The sequence below is a fragment of the Pantoea sp. UBA4549 genome (genome assembly GCF_002387285.1).
GTDB classification, from domain to species: domain Bacteria; phylum Pseudomonadota; class Gammaproteobacteria; order Enterobacterales; family Enterobacteriaceae; genus Pantoea; species Pantoea borealis.
The window spans coordinates 135,744-156,310 of the sequence record NZ_DGLH01000008.1 but is presented as its reverse complement, the minus strand read 5'-3'; the positions used below and the strand labels follow the sequence as shown (position 1 = coordinate 156,310).

General features: G+C 57.4%; 19 protein-coding genes. 9 read left to right on the top strand and 10 right to left on the bottom strand.

The annotated features are described in order from the left end of the window. The first annotated feature begins 23 nt into the window (after positions 1-23). Entirely contained in the window at positions 24-1,262 is a 1,239-nt protein-coding gene (locus B3041_RS06495; protein WP_065647889.1) for an MFS transporter, read from the top strand. A 418-nt stretch (positions 1,263-1,680) separates the two neighbouring features. Here B3041_RS06495 and yieH read toward each other — a convergent pair whose 3' ends face one another. After that, positions 1,681-2,358 carry a 6-phosphogluconate phosphatase gene (gene yieH / locus B3041_RS06490; RefSeq protein WP_292970452.1) on the bottom strand — a complete coding sequence of 226 codons (678 nt, stop codon included), beginning with the start codon at positions 2,356-2,358 and terminating at the stop codon, positions 1,681-1,683. Positions 2,359-2,507: 149 nt separating this feature from the next. On the opposite strand from yieH, the gene B3041_RS06485 reads away from it, so the two are divergent. Beyond that, positions 2,508-3,821: an NCS2 family permease gene (locus B3041_RS06485; RefSeq protein WP_065647887.1), complete on the top strand. Its 1,314-nt coding sequence runs from the start codon at positions 2,508-2,510 to the stop codon at positions 3,819-3,821. 30 nt (positions 3,822-3,851) lie between these two features. Here B3041_RS06485 and B3041_RS06480 read toward each other — a convergent pair whose 3' ends face one another. The 7 genes from B3041_RS06480 to rpmH form a co-directional block, all read right to left on the bottom strand. Then, positions 3,852-4,616 carry a 4'-phosphopantetheinyl transferase family protein gene (locus B3041_RS06480; protein WP_292970449.1) on the bottom strand — a complete coding sequence of 255 codons (765 nt, stop codon included), beginning with the start codon at positions 4,614-4,616 and terminating at the stop codon, positions 3,852-3,854. Positions 4,617-4,797: 181 nt separating this feature from the next. Further along, the gene (locus B3041_RS06475; RefSeq protein WP_292970446.1) at positions 4,798-5,388 is read right to left on the bottom strand and encodes a malonic semialdehyde reductase; all 591 of its coding nucleotides are present in this window, start codon (positions 5,386-5,388) and stop codon (positions 4,798-4,800) included. A 151-nt stretch (positions 5,389-5,539) separates the two neighbouring features. Further along, on the bottom strand, positions 5,540-6,904 hold the full coding sequence (gene mnmE / locus B3041_RS06470) for a tRNA uridine-5-carboxymethylaminomethyl(34) synthesis GTPase MnmE (protein ID WP_065647884.1): 1,365 nt from the start codon (positions 6,902-6,904) through the stop codon (positions 5,540-5,542). Positions 6,905-7,009: 105 nt separating this feature from the next. Continuing rightward, entirely contained in the window at positions 7,010-8,656 is a 1,647-nt protein-coding gene (yidC, locus tag B3041_RS06465; RefSeq protein WP_065647883.1) for a membrane protein insertase YidC, read from the bottom strand. 2 nt (positions 8,657-8,658) lie between these two features. After that, the gene (gene yidD / locus B3041_RS06460) at positions 8,659-8,916 is read right to left on the bottom strand and encodes a membrane protein insertion efficiency factor YidD (RefSeq protein WP_071668252.1); all 258 of its coding nucleotides are present in this window, start codon (positions 8,914-8,916) and stop codon (positions 8,659-8,661) included. Continuing rightward, the gene (rnpA, locus tag B3041_RS06455) at positions 8,880-9,239 is read right to left on the bottom strand and encodes a ribonuclease P protein component (protein ID WP_071668251.1); all 360 of its coding nucleotides are present in this window, start codon (positions 9,237-9,239) and stop codon (positions 8,880-8,882) included. The genes yidD and rnpA overlap by 37 nt, the downstream gene beginning before the upstream one ends. A gap of 15 nt (positions 9,240-9,254) precedes the next feature. After that, a complete protein-coding gene (rpmH, locus tag B3041_RS06450) occupies positions 9,255-9,395 on the bottom strand; it encodes a 50S ribosomal protein L34 (RefSeq protein WP_003849659.1) in 141 nt (46 codons plus the stop codon). Between the two features lie 599 nt (positions 9,396-9,994). Between rpmH and dnaA the strand changes: the two genes are divergently transcribed. From dnaA to B3041_RS06420, 6 genes are all read left to right on the top strand, one after another. Further along, positions 9,995-11,398, top strand: a complete 1,404-nt coding sequence (gene dnaA, locus B3041_RS06445; protein WP_039381492.1) for a chromosomal replication initiator protein DnaA — start codon at positions 9,995-9,997, stop codon at positions 11,396-11,398. 5 nt (positions 11,399-11,403) lie between these two features. After that, positions 11,404-12,504: a DNA polymerase III subunit beta gene (gene dnaN / locus B3041_RS06440; protein ID WP_292970185.1), complete on the top strand. Its 1,101-nt coding sequence runs from the start codon at positions 11,404-11,406 to the stop codon at positions 12,502-12,504. A 172-nt stretch (positions 12,505-12,676) separates the two neighbouring features. Next, positions 12,677-13,765 (top strand): DNA replication/repair protein RecF, encoded by a 1,089-nt coding sequence (gene recF / locus B3041_RS06435; RefSeq protein ID WP_065647880.1) that lies wholly within the window; start codon positions 12,677-12,679, stop codon positions 13,763-13,765. Between the two features lie 17 nt (positions 13,766-13,782). Then, positions 13,783-16,191 (top strand): DNA topoisomerase (ATP-hydrolyzing) subunit B, encoded by a 2,409-nt coding sequence (gene gyrB, locus B3041_RS06430; RefSeq protein WP_292970183.1) that lies wholly within the window; start codon positions 13,783-13,785, stop codon positions 16,189-16,191. 194 nt (positions 16,192-16,385) lie between these two features. Continuing rightward, positions 16,386-17,195, top strand: coding sequence for a sugar-phosphatase (yidA, locus tag B3041_RS06425; RefSeq protein WP_065647879.1), 810 nt, complete (start codon positions 16,386-16,388; stop codon positions 17,193-17,195). A gap of 101 nt (positions 17,196-17,296) precedes the next feature. Then, entirely contained in the window at positions 17,297-18,568 is a 1,272-nt protein-coding gene (locus B3041_RS06420; RefSeq protein ID WP_292970180.1) for a DUF3748 domain-containing protein, read from the top strand. On the opposite strand, the gene B3041_RS06415 is transcribed toward B3041_RS06420, so the two are convergent. After that, positions 18,537-18,893, bottom strand: a complete 357-nt coding sequence (locus B3041_RS06415) for a YceK/YidQ family lipoprotein (protein ID WP_065647926.1) — start codon at positions 18,891-18,893, stop codon at positions 18,537-18,539. The two genes, B3041_RS06420 and B3041_RS06415, sit on opposite strands and share 32 nt — an antisense overlap. Positions 18,894-19,180: 287 nt before the next feature. Here B3041_RS06415 and ibpA point away from each other — a divergent pair, with 287 nt between their 5' ends. Then, positions 19,181-19,597 carry a small heat shock chaperone IbpA gene (gene ibpA, locus B3041_RS06410; RefSeq protein WP_039381531.1) on the top strand — a complete coding sequence of 139 codons (417 nt, stop codon included), beginning with the start codon at positions 19,181-19,183 and terminating at the stop codon, positions 19,595-19,597. Positions 19,598-19,652: 55 nt separating this feature from the next. On the opposite strand, the gene B3041_RS06405 is transcribed toward ibpA, so the two are convergent. Beyond that, on the bottom strand, positions 19,653-20,558 hold the full coding sequence (locus B3041_RS06405) for an EamA family transporter (protein ID WP_292970177.1): 906 nt from the start codon (positions 20,556-20,558) through the stop codon (positions 19,653-19,655). Between the last annotated feature and the right edge of the window lie 9 nt (positions 20,559-20,567).

Genomic DNA, 20,567 nt, shown 5'->3' with positions numbered 1-20,567 from the left:
TTTTTTTCGCCAGGTACTCTTTTATGTCCCTTTCCCGCTCTGCTAAACCTGCCGTAACGCCGGCTAAAGCGATGCTGGCCGCAATCAGCGGCTACGCCATGGATGGATTTGATCTGCTGATCCTCGGTTTTATGCTGCCGGCCATCAGCGTATCGCTGGTACTCGACCCGTCGCAGGCGGGCTCGCTGGTGACCTGGACGCTGATTGGTGCAGTGATCGGCGGCATTCTGTTTGGTCATCTCAGCGATCGCTTTGGCCGGATCCGCATCCTGACCGTGACGATACTGATGTTTTCCCTGTTTACCGGTCTGTGCGCGGTGGCGCAGGGCTACTGGGATCTGCTGGCGTACCGGACCCTGGCCGGGGTGGGGCTGGGCGGTGAATTTGGTATCGGTATGGCGCTGATCGCCGAAGCCTGGCCGCAGGAGAAGCGCAACCGTGCATCGGCCTGGGTCGGCATCGGCTGGCAGCTCGGCGTCCTGCTGGCTGCCTTTATCACGCCGCCGCTGCTCAGCGTAATTGGCTGGCGCGGCATGTTTCTGGTGGGCATGCTGCCTGCGCTACTCTCCTTTGTGCTGCGGCGCAGTATGGGTGAGCCGGAGAGCTTCACACGGCAGGTAAAAAGCGTACCGGCACTCTCATTTACAGCCCGTATAAAAATGCTGTTTGCTGACCGTGCCACCCGCAAAGCGAGCCTGGGCATTTTTATCCTCTGCTCGGTACAGAACTTTGGCTACTACGGTCTGATGATCTGGATGCCGAGCTATCTCTCCTCCAGCTTTGGTTTCAGCCTGACAAAATCGGGACTGTGGACCGCGGTGACCGTAGTGGGTATGACCCTGGGGATCTGGCTGTTTGGCGTGCTGGCCGATCGCTTCGCCCGCTGGAAAATTTTTCTGCTGTACCAGTTCGGTGCCGTGGCGATGGTGGTGGTGTATGCGCAGCTACGCGATCCGACGATCATGCTGTTTACCGGCGCCATCATGGGGATGTTTGTTAACGGCATGATTGGCGGCTATGGCGCGCTGATCTCCGATACGTTTCCGCCGCAGGCGCGTGCCACCGCGCAAAATGTACTGTTTAACCTCGGGCGCGGCGTTGGCGGTTTTGGTCCGCTGGTGATTGGCGCGCTGGCTACGCAGATTTCATTTACCGCGGCCATTACGCTGCTGGCGCTGATTTATCTGCTGGATATTTTCGCCACACTGTTTCTGCTGCCGAAGAAGCAGAGTAATGAGGACTCGCTGGGCGCAATAGGCTGATAGCCTGCGCGCACGCCAGGGACGCATAAATGCGCCCCCTACAAAACATTGCAGGGGCGGCATTAGATGCATCCGCAGGGGCGGCATTTATGCCGCCCTGGTGTAAGGCGGTGCCGCCCGGGTCATCAGGCGATGCACGGCGTCTCATGCCAGGGGCGCATAAATGCGCCCCCTACAAAACATTGCAGGGGCAGCATTAGATGCATCCGCAGGGGCGGCATTCATGCCGCCCTGGTATCAGGCGATACCGCCCGGTTCATCAGGCGATGCACGGCGTCTCATGCCAGGGGCGCATAAATGCGCCCCCTACAGAGCATTGCAGGGGCAGCATTAGATGCATCCGCAGGGGCGGCATTCATGCCGCCCTGGTATCAGGCGATGCACGGCGTCTCATACCGGGGGCGCGTGAATGCGCCGCCTACAAAACATTGCAGGTGGATACCAGCGTCCAGCCGCGTGCCTGCCACAGCGACGGTAGCTGCGCCATATCATCAAACCGCGTTACCAGCGGATGATCGATTGCGGGATTATGCGCATCGGCGCAGTAATAAAACACCGGAATACCTGCGGCAATGCCGGCGCGGGCGCCCGCTTCGGAATCATCCACCAGAATGCAGCGGTCGAGCGGCACCTGCATCTGTTCTGCGGCGTGAAACATCAGCTGCGGATCGGGTTTCCATGCCTGAATGTCATAGCCGCTGTAGAGGCGATCGGTAAACCACGGCAGCATGCCGGTGAGACCCAGCGAATGCTGCATTTTCTTTACCGGTCCGTTGGAAACCACGCACATCGGAACGCGGATTTGCGCCACCAGCGCCGCCGCACCGCTGATCGGCTGCAGCTCTTGCTCAAACAGGCGTGCGACTTCGGTGCGATAGGCGTGCTCCACCTCTGTTACCGGCAGCGCCTGATGATACTGTTCGCTGATGTCGCGAATAATGTCGTAAAGCTTCACGCCTTTATACCGTTCAAACATCTGCTGCAGCGATAGCGTAATGCCATAGCGCGCAAAAGTATTCACATAGCCCTGCGTGCAGAGCATTTCGCTGTCGACCAGCGTGCCGTCACAATCAAAGAACACACATTCCACTGTCATTGCATTCTATCCTTTTGATAACTGTTCAGCTTTTACTCTAGCCTGGATTACGCCAGGCAGCAGCAGGCAACCGGTTGCGAAAATTCCGTGTTTTACCGCGATAAAGCCTATAGGATACGCGGCGATAAATTTTTCAGCGGAACAGCAAAATGAAGACTCAGGGCCTGCTGCAGCGCATATTTAAACTGCAGGAACACGGGACCACGGTACGCACTGAAGTGATTGCCGGGTTCACCACTTTTCTGACGATGGTCTATATCGTCTTTGTTAACCCGCAAATCCTCGGCGCTGCCGGTATGGATACCCAGGCGGTATTTGTCACCACCTGCCTGATTGCCGCCTTTGGCAGTATCCTGATGGGGCTGATAGCAAACCTGCCGGTTGCGCTGGCACCGGCGATGGGTCTGAACGCCTTTTTCGCTTTTGTGGTAGTCGGTGCAATGGGGTATTCCTGGCAAATAGGGATGGGCGCCATTTTCTGGGGCGCGCTGGGACTGCTGATTCTGACGCTGCTGCGCGTGCGCTACTGGATGATAGCCAATATTCCGCTCTGCCTGCGTACCGGGATCACCGCCGGTATTGGCCTGTTTATCGCAATGATGGGGCTGAAAAATGCCGGCATCATTGTGCCAAACGCGGAAACGCTGGTGGCGGTCGGTAATCTGACGTCGCACAGCGTGCTGCTGGGGGCGCTGGGCTTTTTCATTATCGCTATTCTGGCATCGCGTAATATTCATGCGGCGGTGCTGGTCTCTATTGTGGTCACAACCAGCATAGGCCTTGCGCTGGGTGACGTCAGGTTCACTGGTTTCTTTGCGCCGCCGCCGTCAATCTCGGCGGTAGTGGGTGCGGTGGATATTAAAGGCGCGTTCAATATCGGTATGGCAGGCGTGATCTTCTCCTTTATGCTGGTCAATCTGTTTGACTCGTCCGGTACGCTGATTGGCGTGACGGATAAAGCGGGCCTGACCGATGAAAAAGGAACGTTTCCGCGTATGAAGCAGGCGCTGTATGTGGACAGCATCAGCTCCGTCACGGGGGCGCTGGCCGGTACGTCATCGGTGACAGCCTATATTGAGAGTTCGTCAGGGGTTGCCATTGGCGGCCGTACCGGGCTGATGGCGGTTATTACCGGCCTGCTGTTCCTGCTGGCGATATTCCTGTCGCCGCTGGCGGCGATGGTGCCGGGCTATGCGGCAGCGGGTGCGCTGATCTATGTCGGCGTACTGATGACGGCATCGCTGTCGCGCGTACGCTGGGACGATCTTACCGAAGCGGTACCGGCCTTTGTCACCGCGGCGATGATGCCGTTCAGTTTCTCAATTACGGAAGGGATCGCGCTGGGCTTTATCGCCTACTGCGTGATGAAGCTGGGAACCGGACGCTGGCGTGAAATCAGCCCCTGTGTCGTGGTGGTTGCGCTGTTGTTTACACTGAAAATCGCGTTTATCGACGCGCACTGACGCTCCAGGTGGCCTGGGTGGCCACCCGCTTCAGAGCTGTCGCATCTCCTGCTGTCCGGCGATACGCTCGCCGGGCAGGCTGGTCAGCCGCAGCGTATGCGAATCCATGTTCGGCTTATTCATTTCAATATCACGCAGCGCAACCCACTGCTGCTGCTGCGCGTCAATCTCCCACAGACGCAGATGCTCTGTGCCAGGTGAAAGTGCACATGACCAGACCAGCGTCGGCTCGGCGTCGCAGATGGCCTGAATATCGGGAAATACCGTGGACCGCAACCGGCCTGACGCCGGATGAAGCCGCAGCGAAGAGAGGCCCCGATCTGCTTCATCGGTCAGCTTGAGAACGCTCTGGCGCAGCGTCCAGATTTGCGTTGCTGCCTCCATAAAATCCTGCTGCGCGTTGATCCACGCTTTTTCACCGGAAGAGAGCTCCTGCATCAGCGCTTCCTGCGTCTGCCGGCTGTGCGCGCGCACAATCTCCATATCCAGTCCGGCACGCCCGCCTTCTTCCGCCAGCAGCACGCCGGTGATATGGCCTGTATAGGAGATGCTGAAATCAGGCAGGGCCGGGTCGGCAAAGCGCGGACGCCCGCTGTTGCTGACGCTCAGCTGCGGCAGCTGATCAATGCCGTAGATCCGCAGCATCAGCTGTGCCAGCAGTTCGCGGGCAGCCAGAAAACGCCCGCGTCGCCGGTCGGGCAGACGGGCTGCGCTATCCAGCACATCCGGGGGGATCCGTGAAGTCGTTACCGGCAGGGGCGTGGTGCCCGTCCAGCGCACAAAATGACCAGCCATCTGTCGCTCCGTGAAAATGGGCGAATAATCATCAGTGGCATTGTAAGAATTTTCTTAGATGTTTGCATCCGGCTTTCCCTGAAGAACGGTAAATTCAGATAAGACTGAATATCAGCGCGGAATAAGGCGGGACAGAAACTCTGCCGGACCGACCGGCAGAGCGCAGACGGACTGCCGGCTTTCAGGCAAAGGCGGTGGCTTCATCGAAACTGAGTCGCGTCAGGCGCGGATGCAGTTTACCTGCCTCACCGTAGCCAAGATTGATCAGCATGTTAACCTGCCATTTGCTTTCGCTGAAGAAAGCGGCATTAACTTTGGCGGGATCAAAGCCGGACATCGGACCGGCATCCAGACCGAGCGAACGCGCGGCAAGGATCATGTAGCCTGCCTGCAGGCTGCTGTTACGGAACGCGGTCTCTTTTGTCAGCTCCGGGCTGCTGGTAAACCAGTTGCGCGCGTCACCAAACGGAAACAGTTTTGGCAGCTGCTCAAAAAATTCCGGATCCCAGGCGACAATCACCGTTACCGGTGCCGACATGATTTTGTCCACGTTGCCTGAAGAGAGGGCGGGCTTCAGCTTTGCTTTGCCTTCCGCCGAGGTAACAAACACAAAGCGGCCCGGCGAACAGTTAGCAGAGGTCGGGCCCAGTGCTGTCAGGGTATAGAGCTCCCGCAGCAACGCCTGTGAAACCGGCTTATCCTGCCAGTGGCTGTGGGTGCGGGCGTCAGTAAACAGCGCATCAAGCGCCGCGCTGTCGAGCGGTGTACTCATGTTTCTCTCCTGTTCAGGCTGCGGCGCAGGCCCGGTTTTTAGCATGAATAATAGAGGCTGCGTTTAACGCAGCCTTCATCGTTATACTGCAAAGGAGAAAGGGTGCCAAATAACAAAGATGTATGATCGACCGGCAAAGAGCGGTACGCGCTTATTTCCCGATGCAGAAGCTGGAGAAAATACGGCCCAGCAGATCGTCAGAGGTAAATTCGCCGGTGATTTCACTCAGCGCCTGCTGTGCCAGCCGCAGCTCTTCCGCGAGCAGCTCTCCCGCCCACGCGCCCAGCAGCTGCGCTTTTCCCTGCTGCAGATGTGCGGCGGCACTCTCCAGCGCCTGCAGGTGGCGGCGGCGCGCAAGGAACCCGCCTTCCATATTTCCGGCAAAGCCCATGCTCTGCTTCAGATGATCTCGCAGCGTTTCCACGCCGTCGCCGGTCCGGGCTGAAAGGCGGATCAGCGCATGGCCGTTTGCCTCACTCAGTCCCAGGGTCTCACCGGTCATGTCCGCTTTGTTACGCACTACGGTAATGGGCAGCGCCGCCGGTAAGCGCGCGACAAAATCGGGCCAGATAGCCGCTGCCTCGGTAGCGTCCGTGGTTGTACCATCCACCATAAACAGCACCCGATCGGCCTGTTCAATCTCCTGCCAGGCGCGCTCAATGCCGATGCGCTCCACTTCATCGCTGGCTTCACGCAGTCCGGCGGTATCAATGATGTGCAGCGGCATTCCATCAATATGAATATGTTCGCGCAGAACATCGCGCGTGGTGCCGGCAATGTCAGTGACGATAGCCGCTTCGCGTCCCGCCAGCGCATTCAGCAGGCTCGATTTACCTGCGTTCGGGCGCCCGGCAATCACCACTTTCATGCCTTCACGCAGCAGGCTGCCCTGACGCGCTTCGGCGCGTACGCCATTCAGGTCGCCGATCACCGCATTAAGCTGCGCTTCAATCTTACCGTCGGAAAGAAAGTCGATCTCCTCATCCGGAAAGTCGATGGCGGCCTCGACATAGATACGCAGATGGGTCAGCGCTTCCACCAGCGCATTCACGCGCTGTGAAAATACACCCTGCAGCGAGTTCACCGCCGAGCGCGCCGCCTGCTCCGAGCTGGCATCAATCAGGTCGGCAATCGCCTCGGCCTGCGCCAGATCGAGCTTGTCATTCAGAAACGCACGCTCAGAAAACTCACCCGGTTGCGCAATGCGCAGGCCGGGCAGGGCGACAATGCGTTTCAGCAGCAGGTCGAGGATCACCGGTCCGCCGTGACCCTGCAGCTCCAGGACATCTTCACCGGTAAAGGAGTTCGGACCCGGGAACCACAGCGCAATGCCCTGATCCAGCACGCTGCCATCTGCATCGGTAAAGGGCAGGTAATCGGCGTAGCGCGGCTTTGGCAGTTTACCCAGCACAGCCTGTGCAACGTCTGCTGCCCGGCTGCCTGAGATACGCAGTATACCGACGCCGCCGCGGCCCGGCGGGGTTGCCTGCGCAACGATAGTATCGCTGTGGCTCATGATCGTCCTCTTGCCCGCGCTGTGCCGGGCTGAAAAAATAGAAAAAAAACAGGGCGACATAAATGCCGCCCCTTGATTATACCTGTTGCTCAGCCGGGCTGAAGGTTACGCTTTCTTCTTGTCGCGGCTATGCAGGCCCCGTTTTTCCAGGCCGCGGTAAATCAGCTGCTGCTGGAGAATGGTGACCAGGTTGCTGACGATGTAGTACAGCACCAGACCCGCCGGGAACCACAGGAAGAAGACGGTGAAGATCACCGGCATATAGGTCATGATCTTCTGCTGCATAGGATCGGTCACGGTGGTCGGTGACATCTTCTGGATGAAGAACATGGTGATCCCCATCAGCACCGGCAGAATGTAGTACGGGTCCTGCGCAGAGAGGTCATGGATCCACAGTACAAACGGCGCGTGGCGCAGTTCTACCGAGCCAGACAGCATATAGTAGAGTGCCAGGAAGATTGGCATCTGAATAACCAGCGGCAGACAGCCACCCAGCGGATTCACTTTTTCCGCTTTGTAGAGCGCCATCATTTCCTGGCTCTGCTTCTGCTTGTCATCGCCCAGACGCTCACGCATCGCCTGAATCTTCGGCTGCAGCATGCGCATCTTGGCCATCGAGGTGTACTGCGCTTTGGTCAGCGGGTACATGATGCCGCGCACGATGAAGGTGATGACGATAATGGAGAAGCCCCAGTTACCGATAAAGCTGTGCAGGAACTTCAGCAGCTTGAACAGCGGCTGAGAGATAAACCACAGCCAGCCGTAATCCACGGTCAGGTCAAGGTGCGGCGCAATGGCAGCCATCTTATCCTGAATTTCCGGGCCGACCCACAGCGTTGCGCCCAGCGTCTGCTGTGCACCTGCACCAACCGTAACCGGCGCTGACTTATAGCCAATCGCCGCCACACCGTTGCCGAGGTTGCTGGTATACAGGGTGTTGTTGCCCTGTGTACGCGGCACCCATGCCGTGGCGAAATACTGCTGCAGCATCGCGACCCAGCCGTTGCTGGTGGTGGTGCTCAGGTTTTCGTTATCAGCGATGGTATCGAACTTATATTTCTCATATTTCGCATCGCTGGTGGAGTAGGCGGCACCGCGGAAGGTGTGCAGCGCAAAGTTGTTGCTGCCCGTATCGCGATGTTTAGGCAGGTCGATGGTCTGCTTCAGCTGACCAAACATCGCCACTTCCAGCGGCTGCTGTGAGGTGTTATTGATGTTGTAGTCAACGTTAACCGCAAACTCGCCACGCTTAAAGATGAAGGTTTTGGTATAAACCACACCGTTTTCGCCGGTCCAGCTCAGCGGCACACGCAGTTCAGTCTGGCCATCGGCCATGTCAAAGCTATCCTGTGCGGCAGTATAGAGTGGACGCGCGCCATTGTTCGGGTTATCCGGGCCGTTACGACCGGTCAGGCCGCTCTGCGCCTGATAAACAAATGCCGGCGTGGTTTCCAGCAGCTGGAATGGGGCGTCGGAGCCGAGCTTATCCGGGTAGGTCAGCAGCTGAGCCTGTTCAATATCACCACCGCGCGTGTTGATATTAAGTGACAGGACGTCAGTTTTAACGGTGATCGTTTTGCCCTGACCGCTGGCCGGCACGCCGGAAGTGGCGGCATCACCCGCTGCGCTGCTTGTGTTCTGCGTGGTCTGGGTCTGCTGTGGCTGCGGAGCGTGGTCCGTCTGCCAGGCTTGCCAGATCATAAAAGACACGAACAGAAAAGCGATGAGAAAAAGATTGCGTTGCGAATCCATCGTTAATGTTCTCTGGTATCAAAGGTTTTTGGCGGCACAGGATCGTCGCCACCCGGGTTCAAGGGGTGGCATTTTAATACGCGTTTAATCGTCAACCAACTGCCTTTTATCACGCCGAAACGGCGCAGGGCCTCAATCCCGTACTGCGAACAGGTGGGATGGAACCGGCAATGAGGTCCCAGCAGAGGGCTGATAGCGCGTTGATAGACGCGTATCAGGGCGATCAGGAGCCGCGAGCCAGGCGACAGTGACGACGCCATAGTTTCTCCAACGCTTCCATCAGTGCCCGGTTATCGAGGTCGGCAATCCCTTTTTTCGCAACAATAACAAAATCCATCGCAGGCAGTTCATGCTGACGCAGACGAAAACTTTCGCGGGTCAATCGCTTGATCCGGTTGCGTTCATGCGCGCGCTTTACATGTTTTTTAGCGACGGTAAGACCGATGCGGGGATGCCCCAGCGAATTGCGGCGGCCGAGGATGGTGATTTGCGGCGTGCCAGCCCGAAGAGGTTGCTGGAAGACGAAAGTGAAATGAGCGGGAGTTAACAAACGTAACTCCCTGGGAAATGCGAGCTGAACCACGAGGGTTAGCTTTTATTACTTAGAAACGGTCAGACGAGAACGGCCTTTAGCACGACGACGTGCCAGAACCTGACGACCATTTTTGGTTGCCATACGAGCACGGAAGCCGTGTGAACGGTTGCGCTTCAGTACGGACGGTTGAAAAGTGCGTTTCATGGCGATTTCTACCTAAACTTGAAAAATTTCACTGGGTGACGCGTTTTCGGGGCAGTAAAGCGACCGACGCCTCAATGTGTCTTTAATAAAGAGGCGGGATTGTAATAATTGTACAGTCCGGAGTCAATTTACTTCGCTGGTCGCGGGACCTGAATACCCGGAAACACCGCAATTCCGGGCATTAATGCACCACGTGCCAATGCCGGGTGGGGAATTATACGGCCTGTAAAGGAAAGCGCAAGGATCGTCCAGGATCTTCTTGCGATCGCACACGCTATCCACAGGAAAAAAAACGCGACGGCGGCTGAAAAATTCGCGTCTGCTGCGCGATCTTCGCTTGCTTTTTTGCCAGAACGGATAAACTGTTCAAAGGTTTTACACCCTGTGGATAAATTGGATCAAAACTGTGTAGAAAGGGAAGATCTCTGGTGCGCTTTGCGCTATGATCCGCCCTTCCGCTGACGATCCTCACTGCGATCGCCGGGGATGACTACCGCAGACAGCGGTCGCAGGCGCTTTCTGACCGCCTGTGTCAAAAAAGACAGTTTCTATTATTAGCGCCTGAAATTCTTATCGATTTTGTACGAGTGGAGTCCGCCGTGTCACTTACGCTTTGGCAACAGTGTCTTGCCCGTTTGCAGGATGAATTACCTGCCACCGAATTCAGCATGTGGATCCGTCCACTGCAGGCTGAGTTAAACGACAATACGCTGGCCTTGTATGCACCAAATCGGTTTGTACTCGACTGGGTTCGGGATAAATATCTCAACAGTATTAACGGGCTGCTGAACGAATTCTGCGGCGCAAATGTGCCGTTGCTGCGATTTGAAGTGGGCACGCGTCCTGTGGCTCAGGTTGCCGCTGCGCAGCCGGTGATGACCAGTACCGTCAGTGCGCCGGCGCCGGTGGAAACCCGCCCGGCACCGGCACAGCTGCTGCGTCCGAGCTGGGATTCCGTACCGGCACCTGCAGATGTGACGTATCGCTCGAATGTGAACAACCGCCATAACTTCGACAACTTTGTTGAGGGTAAATCGAACCAGCTGGCGCGCGCGGCGGCACGCCAGGTGGCTGATAACCCCGGTGGGGCCTATAACCCGTTATTCCTGTATGGCGGCACAGGCCTGGGTAAAACGCACCTGCTGCACGCGGTAGGGAATGGCATTATTGCCCGCAAGCCCAACGCCAAAGTGGTCTACATGCACTCTGAGCGCTTTGTGCAGGACATGGTAAAAGCGCTGCAGAACAATGCGATTGAAGAGTTCAAACGCTACTATCGTTCTGTGGACGCACTGCTGATCGATGATATCCAGTTCTTTGCCAATAAAGAGCGCTCGCAGGAGGAGTTTTTTCACACCTTCAACGCGCTGCTGGAAGGCAATCAGCAGATCATTCTCACCTCTGACCGTTATCCTAAAGAGATTAACGGCGTGGAAGATCGTCTGAAGTCGCGCTTCGGCTGGGGTCTGACTGTTGCCATCGAGCCGCCTGAGCTGGAAACGCGCGTGGCTATTCTGATGAAAAAAGCGGATGAGAATGACATCCGCCTGCCGGGTGAAGTCGCTTTCTTTATTGCCAAGCGTCTGCGTTCCAACGTGCGTGAGCTTGAAGGCGCGCTGAACCGCGTGATCGCAAATGCCAACTTTACCGGACGCGCCATTACTATCGACTTCGTGCGTGAAGCGCTGCGTGATTTGCTGGCGCTGCAGGAGAAGCTGGTTACCATCGACAACATTCAGAAAACCGTAGCGGAATATTACAAAATCAAAGTGGCGGATTTGCTGTCGAAACGCCGGTCGCGCTCTGTGGCGCGGCCGCGTCAAATGGCGATGGCGATGGCAAAAGAGCTGACCAACCATAGTCTGCCAGAGATTGGCGATGCGTTTGGTGGCCGTGACCATACCACCGTGCTGCACGCCTGCCGTAAAATAGAGCAGCTGCGTGAAGAGAGCCACGACATCAAAGAAGATTTCTCTAACCTTATCCGAACATTATCTTCCTGACGCATATGAAATTTATTGTTGAACGTGAGCAGTTGCTGAAGCCCCTGCAACAGGTAAGTGGTCCGCTTGGCGGACGTCCGACGCTGCCGATCCTCGGAAATTTGCTGCTGCAGGTAAATGAAGGATCGTTGCTGCTGACCGGAACCGATCTGGAAATGGAAATGGTGGCACGCGTGGCGCTGAAACAGGCTCACGAGCCGGGTGCAACCACGGTGCCGGCGCGCAAATTCCTTGATATCTGCCGCGGCCTGCCGGAAGGCGCTGAAATCAGCGTTATGCTGGAAGGCGATCGCATGCTGGTGCGTTCCGGGCGCAGTCGTTTTTCGCTGTCAACGCTGCCCGCCAGCGATTTTCCCAACCTGGATGACTGGCAAAGCGAAGTTGAATTTACGCTGCCGCAGGCCACGCTGAAACGGCTGATTGAAGCCACGCAGTTTTCAATGGCGCATCAGGATGTACGCTACTATCTCAACGGTATGCTGTTTGAAACCGAAGGTGAAGAGCTGCGTACCGTCGCCACTGACGGCCACCGTCTGGCGGTCTGCGCCATGCCGATTGGCCAGGCGCTGCCAGACCACTCTGTGATCGTACCGCGTAAAGGGGTGATTGAGCTGGTTCGGCTGCTGGACGGCGGCGAGAACCCGCTGCGCGTGCAGATTGGCAGCAGTAACATCCGGGCGCACGTCGGCGATTTCATCTTTACCTCTAAGCTGGTGGATGGTCGTTTTCCTGATTACCGGCGCGTGCTGCCAAAAAATCCGGACAAGGCGCTGGAGGCGGGCTGCGATCTGCTCAAGCAGGCGTTTGCCCGTGCGGCCATTTTATCTAATGAAAAATTCCGCGGCGTACGCATCTATATCACCGAAAATCAGCTGAAGATCACGGCAAACAATCCGGAGCAGGAAGAGGCAGAAGAGATGCTGGATGTCTCTTACAGCGGCACCGAGCTGGAGATTGGCTTCAACGTCAGTTACGTACTGGATGTGCTGAATGCGCTGAAGTGTGAGAACGTCCGTCTGCTGCTCACCGACTCTGTGTCCAGCGTACAGATTGAAGACGTAGCCAGTCCAGCTGCGGCATACGTCGTCATGCCGATGCGCTTGTAGCAGAAAATATCGGCCTGGCTTACTTGCCATTCTGGTCCCGGGCAGTGCTCGCCCCTGGTCACATACTTCAGTATGCTCCCAGGATCTGCGCGCTGGCCGAGACCAGACTGCCTGCGCCGCCAACGGCCCGTATTGTTAACGTTAGGCTATTCCCTTCTGGCTGGATTCGTTCATGGCTTTAACCCGCCTTCTGATTAAAGATTTTCGTAATATTGAGCAGGCTGACTTAGACCTGGCACCCGGTTTCAACTTCCTCGTCGGCGCCAACGGCAGCGGTAAAACCAGCGTGCTGGAGGCGATTTACACGCTGGGCCACGGGCGGGCGTTTCGCAGCCTGCAGGCGGGACGGGTGATCCGTCATGAGCAGGAGGCGTTTGTACTGCACGGGCGTATTGATGGCAGCGGTGAACGCGCGCTGGCGGTGGGGCTGACCAAAAATCGTGCCGGCGACAGTAAAGTGCGGATTGACGGCAGCGACGGGCATAAAGTGGCTGAACTGGCACAGCTGCTGCCGATGCAGCTGATTACGCCCGAGGGGTTTACATTGCTCAACGGCGGCCCCAAATACCGCAGAGCCTATATCGACTGGGGCTGTTTTCATGCTTACCCTGGTTTTTTTATCGCCTGGAGCAATCTGCGTCGCCTGCTGAAGCAGCGCAACGCGGCACTGCGTCAGGCTTCACGCTACAGCCAGATCCGTCCGTGGGATCAGGAGCTGGTACCGCTGGCCGCACAGATCAGCGCCTGGCGCGCAGAGTACAGCGCGGCCATTGCCAGTGAGATCACTGCGACCTGCAGCCAGTTCTTGCCTGAGTTTGCCCTGTCGTTCTCTTTCCAGCGCGGCTGGGATAAAGAGAGCGACTATGGCGACCTGCTGGAGCGCAATTTTGAGCGCGATCGCGCGCTTACCTACACCGCCAGCGGCCCGCACAAAGCGGATTTCCGTATTCGTGCAGAAGGGACGCCGGTAGAAGATTTACTCTCACGCGGACAGCTGAAGCTGCTGATGTGCGCGCTGCGCTTAGCGCAGGGCGAGTACCTGACGCGCAGCAGCGGACGTCGCTGTTTATACCTGATTGATGACTTCGCATCCGAGCTGGATGACACACGCCGGCGGCTGCTGGCAGAGCGGCTGAAAGCCACACAGGCTCAGGTGTTTGTCAGCGCTATTGGCACAGAGCATGTAATCGATATGAGCGACGAAAAGGGCAAGATGTTCCGCGTGGAACAGGGTAAAATAGCGGTTCAACCTGAAGATTAAATGAGCGAGAAACGTTGATGTCGAATTCTTATGACTCCTCAAGTATCAAAGTCCTGAAAGGGCTTGATGCGGTACGCAAACGCCCGGGTATGTATATCGGCGATACGGATGACGGCACCGGTCTGCATCACATGGTATTCGAGGTCGTGGATAACGCCATCGACGAAGCGCTCGCCGGACACTGCAGTGATATCGTAGTCACTATCCACGCGGATAACTCCGTGTCGGTGCAGGATGACGGGCGCGGTATTCCGACCGGTATTCACCCGGAAGAGGGGGTCTCTGCGGCGGAAGTGATCATGACCGTTCTGCACGCCGGCGGTAAGTTTGATGACAACTCTTACAAAGTATCGGGCGGCCTGCACGGCGTGGGCGTTTCCGTGGTTAATGCCCTGTCGCAGAAGCTGGAGCTGACCATTCGTCGCGACGGCAAAGTGCATCAGCAGACCTATGTGCACGGCGTGCCGCAGGCGCCACTGGCCGTTACCGGCGATACCGAGACGACGGGTACGCGCGTGCGCTTCTGGCCAAGCCACGAGACCTTTACCAACGTCACCGATTTTGAATATGAAATCCTTGCCAAACGCCTGCGTGAACTGTCGTTCCTGAACTCCGGCGTCTCTATTCGCCTGCAGGATAAGCGCGACGAAAAGAGCGACCACTACCACTACGAAGGTGGTATCAGGGCGTTTGTCGAGTATCTGAACCGCAACAAAAACCCGATTCACCCTAACGTGTTCTACTTCTCTACCGAGAAAGATGGCATCGGAGTGGAAGTGGCGCTGCAGTGGAACGATGGTTTCCAGGAAAACATCTACTGCTTTACCAATAACATCCCGCAGCGCGATGGCGGAACGCATCTTGCCGGTTTCCGTGCGGCGATGACGCGTACGCTGAACGCTTATATGGATAAAGAGGGCTACAGCAAAAAAGCCAAAGTCAGCGCCACCGGTGATGATGCGCGTGAAGGCCTGATTGCTGTGGTTTCCGTGAAAGTGCCGGATCCGAAGTTCTCTTCGCAGACCAAAGATAAGCTGGTCTCCTCCGAGGTGAAATCTGCGGTAGAGCAGCAGATGAATGAACTGCTGAGCGAATACCTGCTGGAAAACCCGGCGGATGCAAAAATTGTCGTGGGCAAAATTATCGATGCGGCGCGGGCGCGCGAAGCAGCACGCCGTGCGCGTGAGATGACCCGCCGCAAAGGCGCGCTGGACCTGGCGGGCCTGCCGGGCAAGCTGGCAGACTGCCAGGAACGCGATCCGGCGCTCTCTGAAATCTACCTGGTGGAGGGTGACTCCGCAGGCGGATCGGCGAAGCAGGGGCGTAACCGTAAAAACCAGGCGATTCTGCCGCTGAAGGGTAAAATCCTCAACGTAGAGAAAGCGCGTTTCGATAAAATGCTCTCTTCGCAGGAAGTCGCCACGCTGATCACCGCGCTGGGCTGCGGTATCGGCCGCGATGAGTACAACCCGGATAAGCTGCGCTATCACAGCATCATTATCATGACCGATGCGGACGTCGATGGCTCACATATCCGTACGCTGCTGCTGACTTTCTTCTACCGTCAGATGCCGGAAATCATTGAGCGCGGCCACGTTTACATTGCGCAGCCGCCGCTGTTTAAAGTGAAAAAAGGCAAGCAGGAACAGTATATTAAAGACACCGACGCGATGGATCAGTATCAGATCGCCATCGCGCTGGACGGCGCTACGCTGCACACCAACGCCAGCGCACCGGCGCTGGGCGGTGAGCCGCTGGAGAGCCTGGTCGCTGAGTACAACAGCACGCAGAAGATGATCAAACGCATGGAGCGTCGCTTCCCGGCAGCCCTGCTTAATGCGCTGGTCTACCATCCAACGCTGGCAGGGCTGGATGATACCGCCGCCGTCAGCAGCTGGCTGGAGACGCTGGTAGCGTATCTTAACGAGCGTGAAGCACACGGCAGCACCTATGTGGCGCAGGTACGTGAAAACCGTGAGCTGCAGCTGGCTGAGCCGGTACTGCGTGTGCGCACCCACGGTGTGGATACCGACTACCCGCTGGATAGCGAGTTTATCGGTGGCCCGGAGTATCGCAAAATCTGTGCGCTGGGCGAGCAGCTGCGCGGCCTGATTGAAGAGGACGCCTATATCGAGCGTGGCGAACGTCGTCAGCCGGTTGCCAGCTTCGAGCAGGCGATTGAGTGGCTGGTGAAAGAGTCACGCCGCGGTCTCTCCATTCAGCGCTATAAAGGGCTGGGCGAGATGAACCCGGAGCAGCTGTGGGAAACCACCATGGATCCGGACAGCCGCCGTATGCTGCGCGTCACCATCAGGGATGCGATTGCTGCCGATCAGCTCTTCACCACGCTGATGGGCGATGCGGTGGAGCCGCGTCGCGCCTTTATCGAAGAGAACGCGCTGAAAGCCGCTAACATCGATATCTGATACGCTCTGACCCCTCCCGCCCGGGAGGGGTTTTTTATATCCGCAAAGTCCTTTCTCCTGCACCATCCGGCATCTCAACCACCAGGCTCAGCCTGCCGCCCACCGCATCTGCGATCCGCTGCGCCGATAAACTGGTCAATGAGAGCTGAATCGCGCTAGCATTAAAGCCAGACCCTGAATTAACCGAGGACGTTATGGCGATAAAACTGATTGCGATCGATATGGACGGCACGCTGCTGAATCCGCAGCATGAAATTACTCCGGCGGTAAAAGCAGCCATCGGGCGGGCGCGCGATAAAGGCGTGTCGATTGTGCTGGCAACCGGCCGTCCGTTTGTCGGCGTTGAGCGCTATCTGACAGAGCTGGATCTGCGCCAGCCGGGTCAGTACTGCATCAGCAACAACGGCGCGCTGGCGCACCGCGCTGACAGCGGCGAAGTGGTTGCCGAGAAAACGCTGAGCTTTGACGATTACCTCTATCTTGAGCAGCTGGCGCGTGAACTCGGCGTGCATTTTCAGGCATTCGACAAATCTTTCCTCTATACGCCTAATAAAGACATCAGCGAATACACCATTCATGAAGCCAGCCTGACCGGTATTCCAGTGCGCTATCGCGCGGTTGATGAGATGGATCCGGCGACGCGCTTCCCGAAAATTATGATGATCGATAAACCGGCGCTGCTGGATAAAGCGATCTCCGGGCTGCCGGCGAACATGCGCGACAGCTACACCGTGCTGAAAAGCGCGCCTTATTTTCTGGAAATCCTTAACCCGCTGGTGAACAAAGGCTATGGCGTGAAGATGCTGGCGGAAAAACTGGGCCTGCAGCAGTCAGAGGTGATGGCGATTGGCGATCAGGAGAACGATCTGGCGATGATTGAATATGCCGGCACCGGCGTGGCGATGGGCAATGCCATTGAGTCAGTGAAAAAAATCGCGCAGTTTGTGACCAAAAGTAACAGGGAAGATGGCGTAGCGCACGTTATCGAAGAGCTGGTGCTGTAACATGAGCCGCAGGCAGCTCCGGTGCAACCTGCGGCAAAATAGCTGCGTTGTACAGCTGAATCGCGTACCGTGAGCGCATCGGTTATCTGTAAGAGCATCCCATGTCAGAAAAACAGTTTACCTTTGCGCAGCGGCATCATCAGCTGACCAATATCAACGTCTGGACCGCCGACAGCCAGTGGCTGGCATTTGACGTGCGCCCCTCCGGTGCCTCCTTTACCGGCCTGACCATTGAGCGGGTTAACGTTTTTACCGGCGCCGTTGACGTTCTCTATCAGGCACGCGACGGTGCTCACGTTGGCGTGGTGACCGTCAGCCCCGAGCTGCCGCCGCGCTACGTCTGTATTCATGGCCCGGAACATCCTGATGCAGACTGGCATTACGATTTTCATCATCGCCGTGGCGTCATCGTGCAGGAGGGGCATGCGGAAACGCTGGACGCCTGCGATATTACCGCGCCCTATACGCCGGGTGCACTGCGTGGCGGATCGCATGTACATGTCTTCAGTCCGGACGGCACCCGCCTCAGCTTTACCTACAACGACCATGTAATGCATGAACGGGACCCGCGCGAGGATTTACGTAACGTCGGCGTAGCCGTGCCGCTGCATCCGGTCTGCCCGGCTGAAAAACATCCGCGTGAGTATGATGGCAGTCACTACTGCGTGCTGATCAGCCAGACGCAGCGTGACCCGCAGCCCGGCAGCGATGCGATCGATCGCGCCTATGAAGAGTGCTGGATAGGCGAACGCGGCTATCAGAAAGCAGACGGCAGCTGGCAGCGCTGGGCTATCGCCTTTATCGGCGACACGCGCGACGCCAGCGGGCAAAAAGTGCCGGAAGTCTTTATCGTTGATTTACCGGAGGCGCTGACTGATTACGCCCGTCCCGGCAGTTCGCCGCTGGAGGGCAGCGATACCCGGCTGCCGGCACCGCCAGCGGGCGTGCAGCAGCGACGGCTGACGCAGACCCGGGGCCTGGCGCTGCAGCCGCGTCACTGGCTGCGCGCGGCTCCGGACGGCAGCGCCATTGCCTTTCTGCTGGCGGATGAACAGGGCATCATTCAGCTCTGGAGCGTGTCACCTAATGGCGGTGAGCCGCGGCAGATCACCCGGCTCAGCAGCAGTATCCAGTCTGCTTTCAGCTGGCATCCGCAGGGGGATGCCATCGCCTTTATCAGCGCCGGGCGTGTGATGCGCTGTGAAATAGCTGACGGTCGCTGTACGCCACTGACGCCAGTCAGTGCTGCCGCGCTGAGCGGCGACGCGGTGGTCTGGTCGCCGGACGGAAATCAGATCGCCTATATGCGAGAAGTAGCGGGCTGGCGCCAGCTGTTCTGCGTCAGTGCGACGCCGGCATCGCCGCAGCCGTAGCGAGGCTTGCCTGCGTATTGGCCTCTTTTTCACTTTGCAGTACGCGTTCGCGCGGTGAGGTACCGCGCTTATCCTCACCGGCGTGGAAGTAGTCCCACGGCAGCAGCAGCGTATCCAGCACGGCAGAGAAGGGCAGATCGAGCAGCGCCAGCGGCTTCAGCACCCAGCCCGTATCGTCATCAGTGAGCATTTTTGCGCTGGCGCGCGTGCCAGGATAGTAACCCTGGCTGCCGCCGGAGTGCGACATCATGCTGGAGCAGCCGGAAGTGGTTATCACACAGCACACCAGCAGGCCGGTCAGCGGAAAACGTTTTATCATCTTCATCGTCATCATCCCTTCAGTCATGGCTGCATCCCTGGCAGCAATAGGTCACCTGACGTCATCAGCGCTCTCTGGCCCTGTTTTCAGTGCAGGTGCAGGGTTTCCTGAGTGTATGTCATCTCACCGGTTTTGCTGCAAAAAAATCACGCCGGCGGCCCTTGAAAAGATCGCTACCATACCCATTTTCACATTACGGCCGTATGACTGTTGCCGCACGGGACAGTGCCGGGCCGGACAACCTGTCCATAGTGGAAGGTTGCCAAAACTTGCTGATTATCAGGAGTCTTATTATGCGTAACTTTGATCTCTCTCCACTTTATCGTTCTTCCATCGGTTTCGACCGTCTGTTCAATCTGCTGGAAACCAATCAGAATCAGGCGAACGGAGGCTATCCTCCTTACAATGTTGAGCTGGTGGATGAAAACCACTACCGCATTACGATTGCGGTGGCGGGCTTTGCTCAGAATGAGCTGGATATCACCGCCCACGACAATATGCTGGTGGTACGCGGCGCGCACCCTGAAGAGCAGCCAGAGCGCAAATATCTTTATCAGGGCATCGCCGAGCGTAATTTTGAGCGTAAATTCCAGCTGGCCGATCACATCGTGGTGCGCGACGCGCGTCTCGAACTCGGGCTGCTGAGTATCGATCTGGAACGCATCGTTCCTGAAGAAGCGAAACCGCGCCGGATTGAAATTCTGAAATAAGGCTGTCACACAAGCCTCAGGCGCCGCAGCAATGCGGCGTTTTTTTTGGCCAGGATCAGGCGCGGGAGAGCAGGCGCTGGCTCAGCAGGCCGCCAAAGACATTGATCAGCAGACCGGCAACGATCACCGCTGCGCCCAGCAGCTCCTGTGTGGTCAGCGCTTCATCCAGCACGATTGCCGCGCTGATAATACCCACCACCGGCACCAGCAGCGTCAGCGGCGCGACGCGCCAGGTTTCATAGCGGCTCAGCAGCCGGCCCCAGATGCCATAACCGATGATAGTGGCGATAAACGCAAGATAGATCAGCGCCAGAATAGTCTGCAGTGAAATTCCCTGCAGGCTGTGCACGATTAGCGTCCTGCCTTCAAACCACCACGAGCAGGCGAAAAAGGGAATAACCGGCACCAGCGCGCTCCATACTACCAGCGACATTACCGGCACACGGTGATTGCGCAGAATGACTTTATTGGTGATATTGCCCAGCCCCCAGGAGGCCGCCGCCGCCAGCGTCAGCAGCATGGTTGTCAGGGTAATGCCGCCTGCCGTCTGGCCAGTCATACCGGCGCTGGCGAGCAGATACATACCCAGCGTCGCAATCACAATGCCGGTAATGTGATTCCAGCGCAGCTTCTCAGCCAGCAGCAGCGCGCCCAGCAGCAGGGTGAAGAACGCCTGCGCCTGCAGCACCAGCGAGGCGACCCCGGCGGGCATGCCAAGCTTGATGGCTAAAAACAGGAAGGCAAACTGTCCGAAGCTGATCGTCATGCCATAGGTTACCAGCCAGCGCAGCGGAATAGCCGGACGCTTTACAAAAAGCAGAGCCGGAAACGCCACCAGTGCAAAGCGCAATCCTGCCAGCAGAAAAGGCGGCATGCCCTGCAGCCCGAGTTTGATCACCACAAAATTGACGCCCCACGCCACGACGACGCACAGCGCTAACAGCATATCTTTTACGGACATAAGGGCTTC

Excerpts from the sequence above, each read along its gene's own strand:
- B3041_RS06480 (WP_292970449.1), bottom strand. The coding sequence starts at position 4,616 with ATGGCTGGTCATTTTGTGCGCTGGACGGGCACCACGCCCCTGCCGGTA.
- yieH (WP_292970452.1), bottom strand. The coding sequence starts at position 2,358 with ATGACAGTGGAATGTGTGTTCTTTGATTGTGACGGCACGCTGGTCGAC.
- gyrB (WP_292970183.1), top strand. The coding sequence starts at position 13,783 with ATGTCGAATTCTTATGACTCCTCAAGTATCAAAGTCCTGAAAGGGCTT.
- mnmE (WP_065647884.1), bottom strand. The coding sequence starts at position 6,904 with ATGAGCCACAGCGATACTATCGTTGCGCAGGCAACCCCGCCGGGCCGC.
- B3041_RS06475 (WP_292970446.1), bottom strand. The coding sequence starts at position 5,388 with ATGAGTACACCGCTCGACAGCGCGGCGCTTGATGCGCTGTTTACTGAC.
- B3041_RS06495 (WP_065647889.1), top strand. The coding sequence starts at position 24 with ATGTCCCTTTCCCGCTCTGCTAAACCTGCCGTAACGCCGGCTAAAGCG.
- B3041_RS06415 (WP_065647926.1), bottom strand. The coding sequence starts at position 18,893 with ATGAAGATGATAAAACGTTTTCCGCTGACCGGCCTGCTGGTGTGCTGT.
- ibpA (WP_039381531.1), top strand. The coding sequence starts at position 19,181 with ATGCGTAACTTTGATCTCTCTCCACTTTATCGTTCTTCCATCGGTTTC.
- dnaN (WP_292970185.1), top strand. The coding sequence starts at position 11,404 with ATGAAATTTATTGTTGAACGTGAGCAGTTGCTGAAGCCCCTGCAACAG.
- B3041_RS06405 (WP_292970177.1), bottom strand. The coding sequence starts at position 20,558 with ATGTCCGTAAAAGATATGCTGTTAGCGCTGTGCGTCGTCGTGGCGTGG.
- rpmH (WP_003849659.1), bottom strand. The coding sequence starts at position 9,395 with ATGAAACGCACTTTTCAACCGTCCGTACTGAAGCGCAACCGTTCACAC.
- B3041_RS06420 (WP_292970180.1), top strand. The coding sequence starts at position 17,297 with ATGTCAGAAAAACAGTTTACCTTTGCGCAGCGGCATCATCAGCTGACC.
- yidC (WP_065647883.1), bottom strand. The coding sequence starts at position 8,656 with ATGGATTCGCAACGCAATCTTTTTCTCATCGCTTTTCTGTTCGTGTCT.
- recF (WP_065647880.1), top strand. The coding sequence starts at position 12,677 with ATGGCTTTAACCCGCCTTCTGATTAAAGATTTTCGTAATATTGAGCAG.
- B3041_RS06485 (WP_065647887.1), top strand. The coding sequence starts at position 2,508 with ATGAAGACTCAGGGCCTGCTGCAGCGCATATTTAAACTGCAGGAACAC.
- yidA (WP_065647879.1), top strand. The coding sequence starts at position 16,386 with ATGGCGATAAAACTGATTGCGATCGATATGGACGGCACGCTGCTGAAT.
- yidD (WP_071668252.1), bottom strand. The coding sequence starts at position 8,916 with ATGGCGTCGTCACTGTCGCCTGGCTCGCGGCTCCTGATCGCCCTGATA.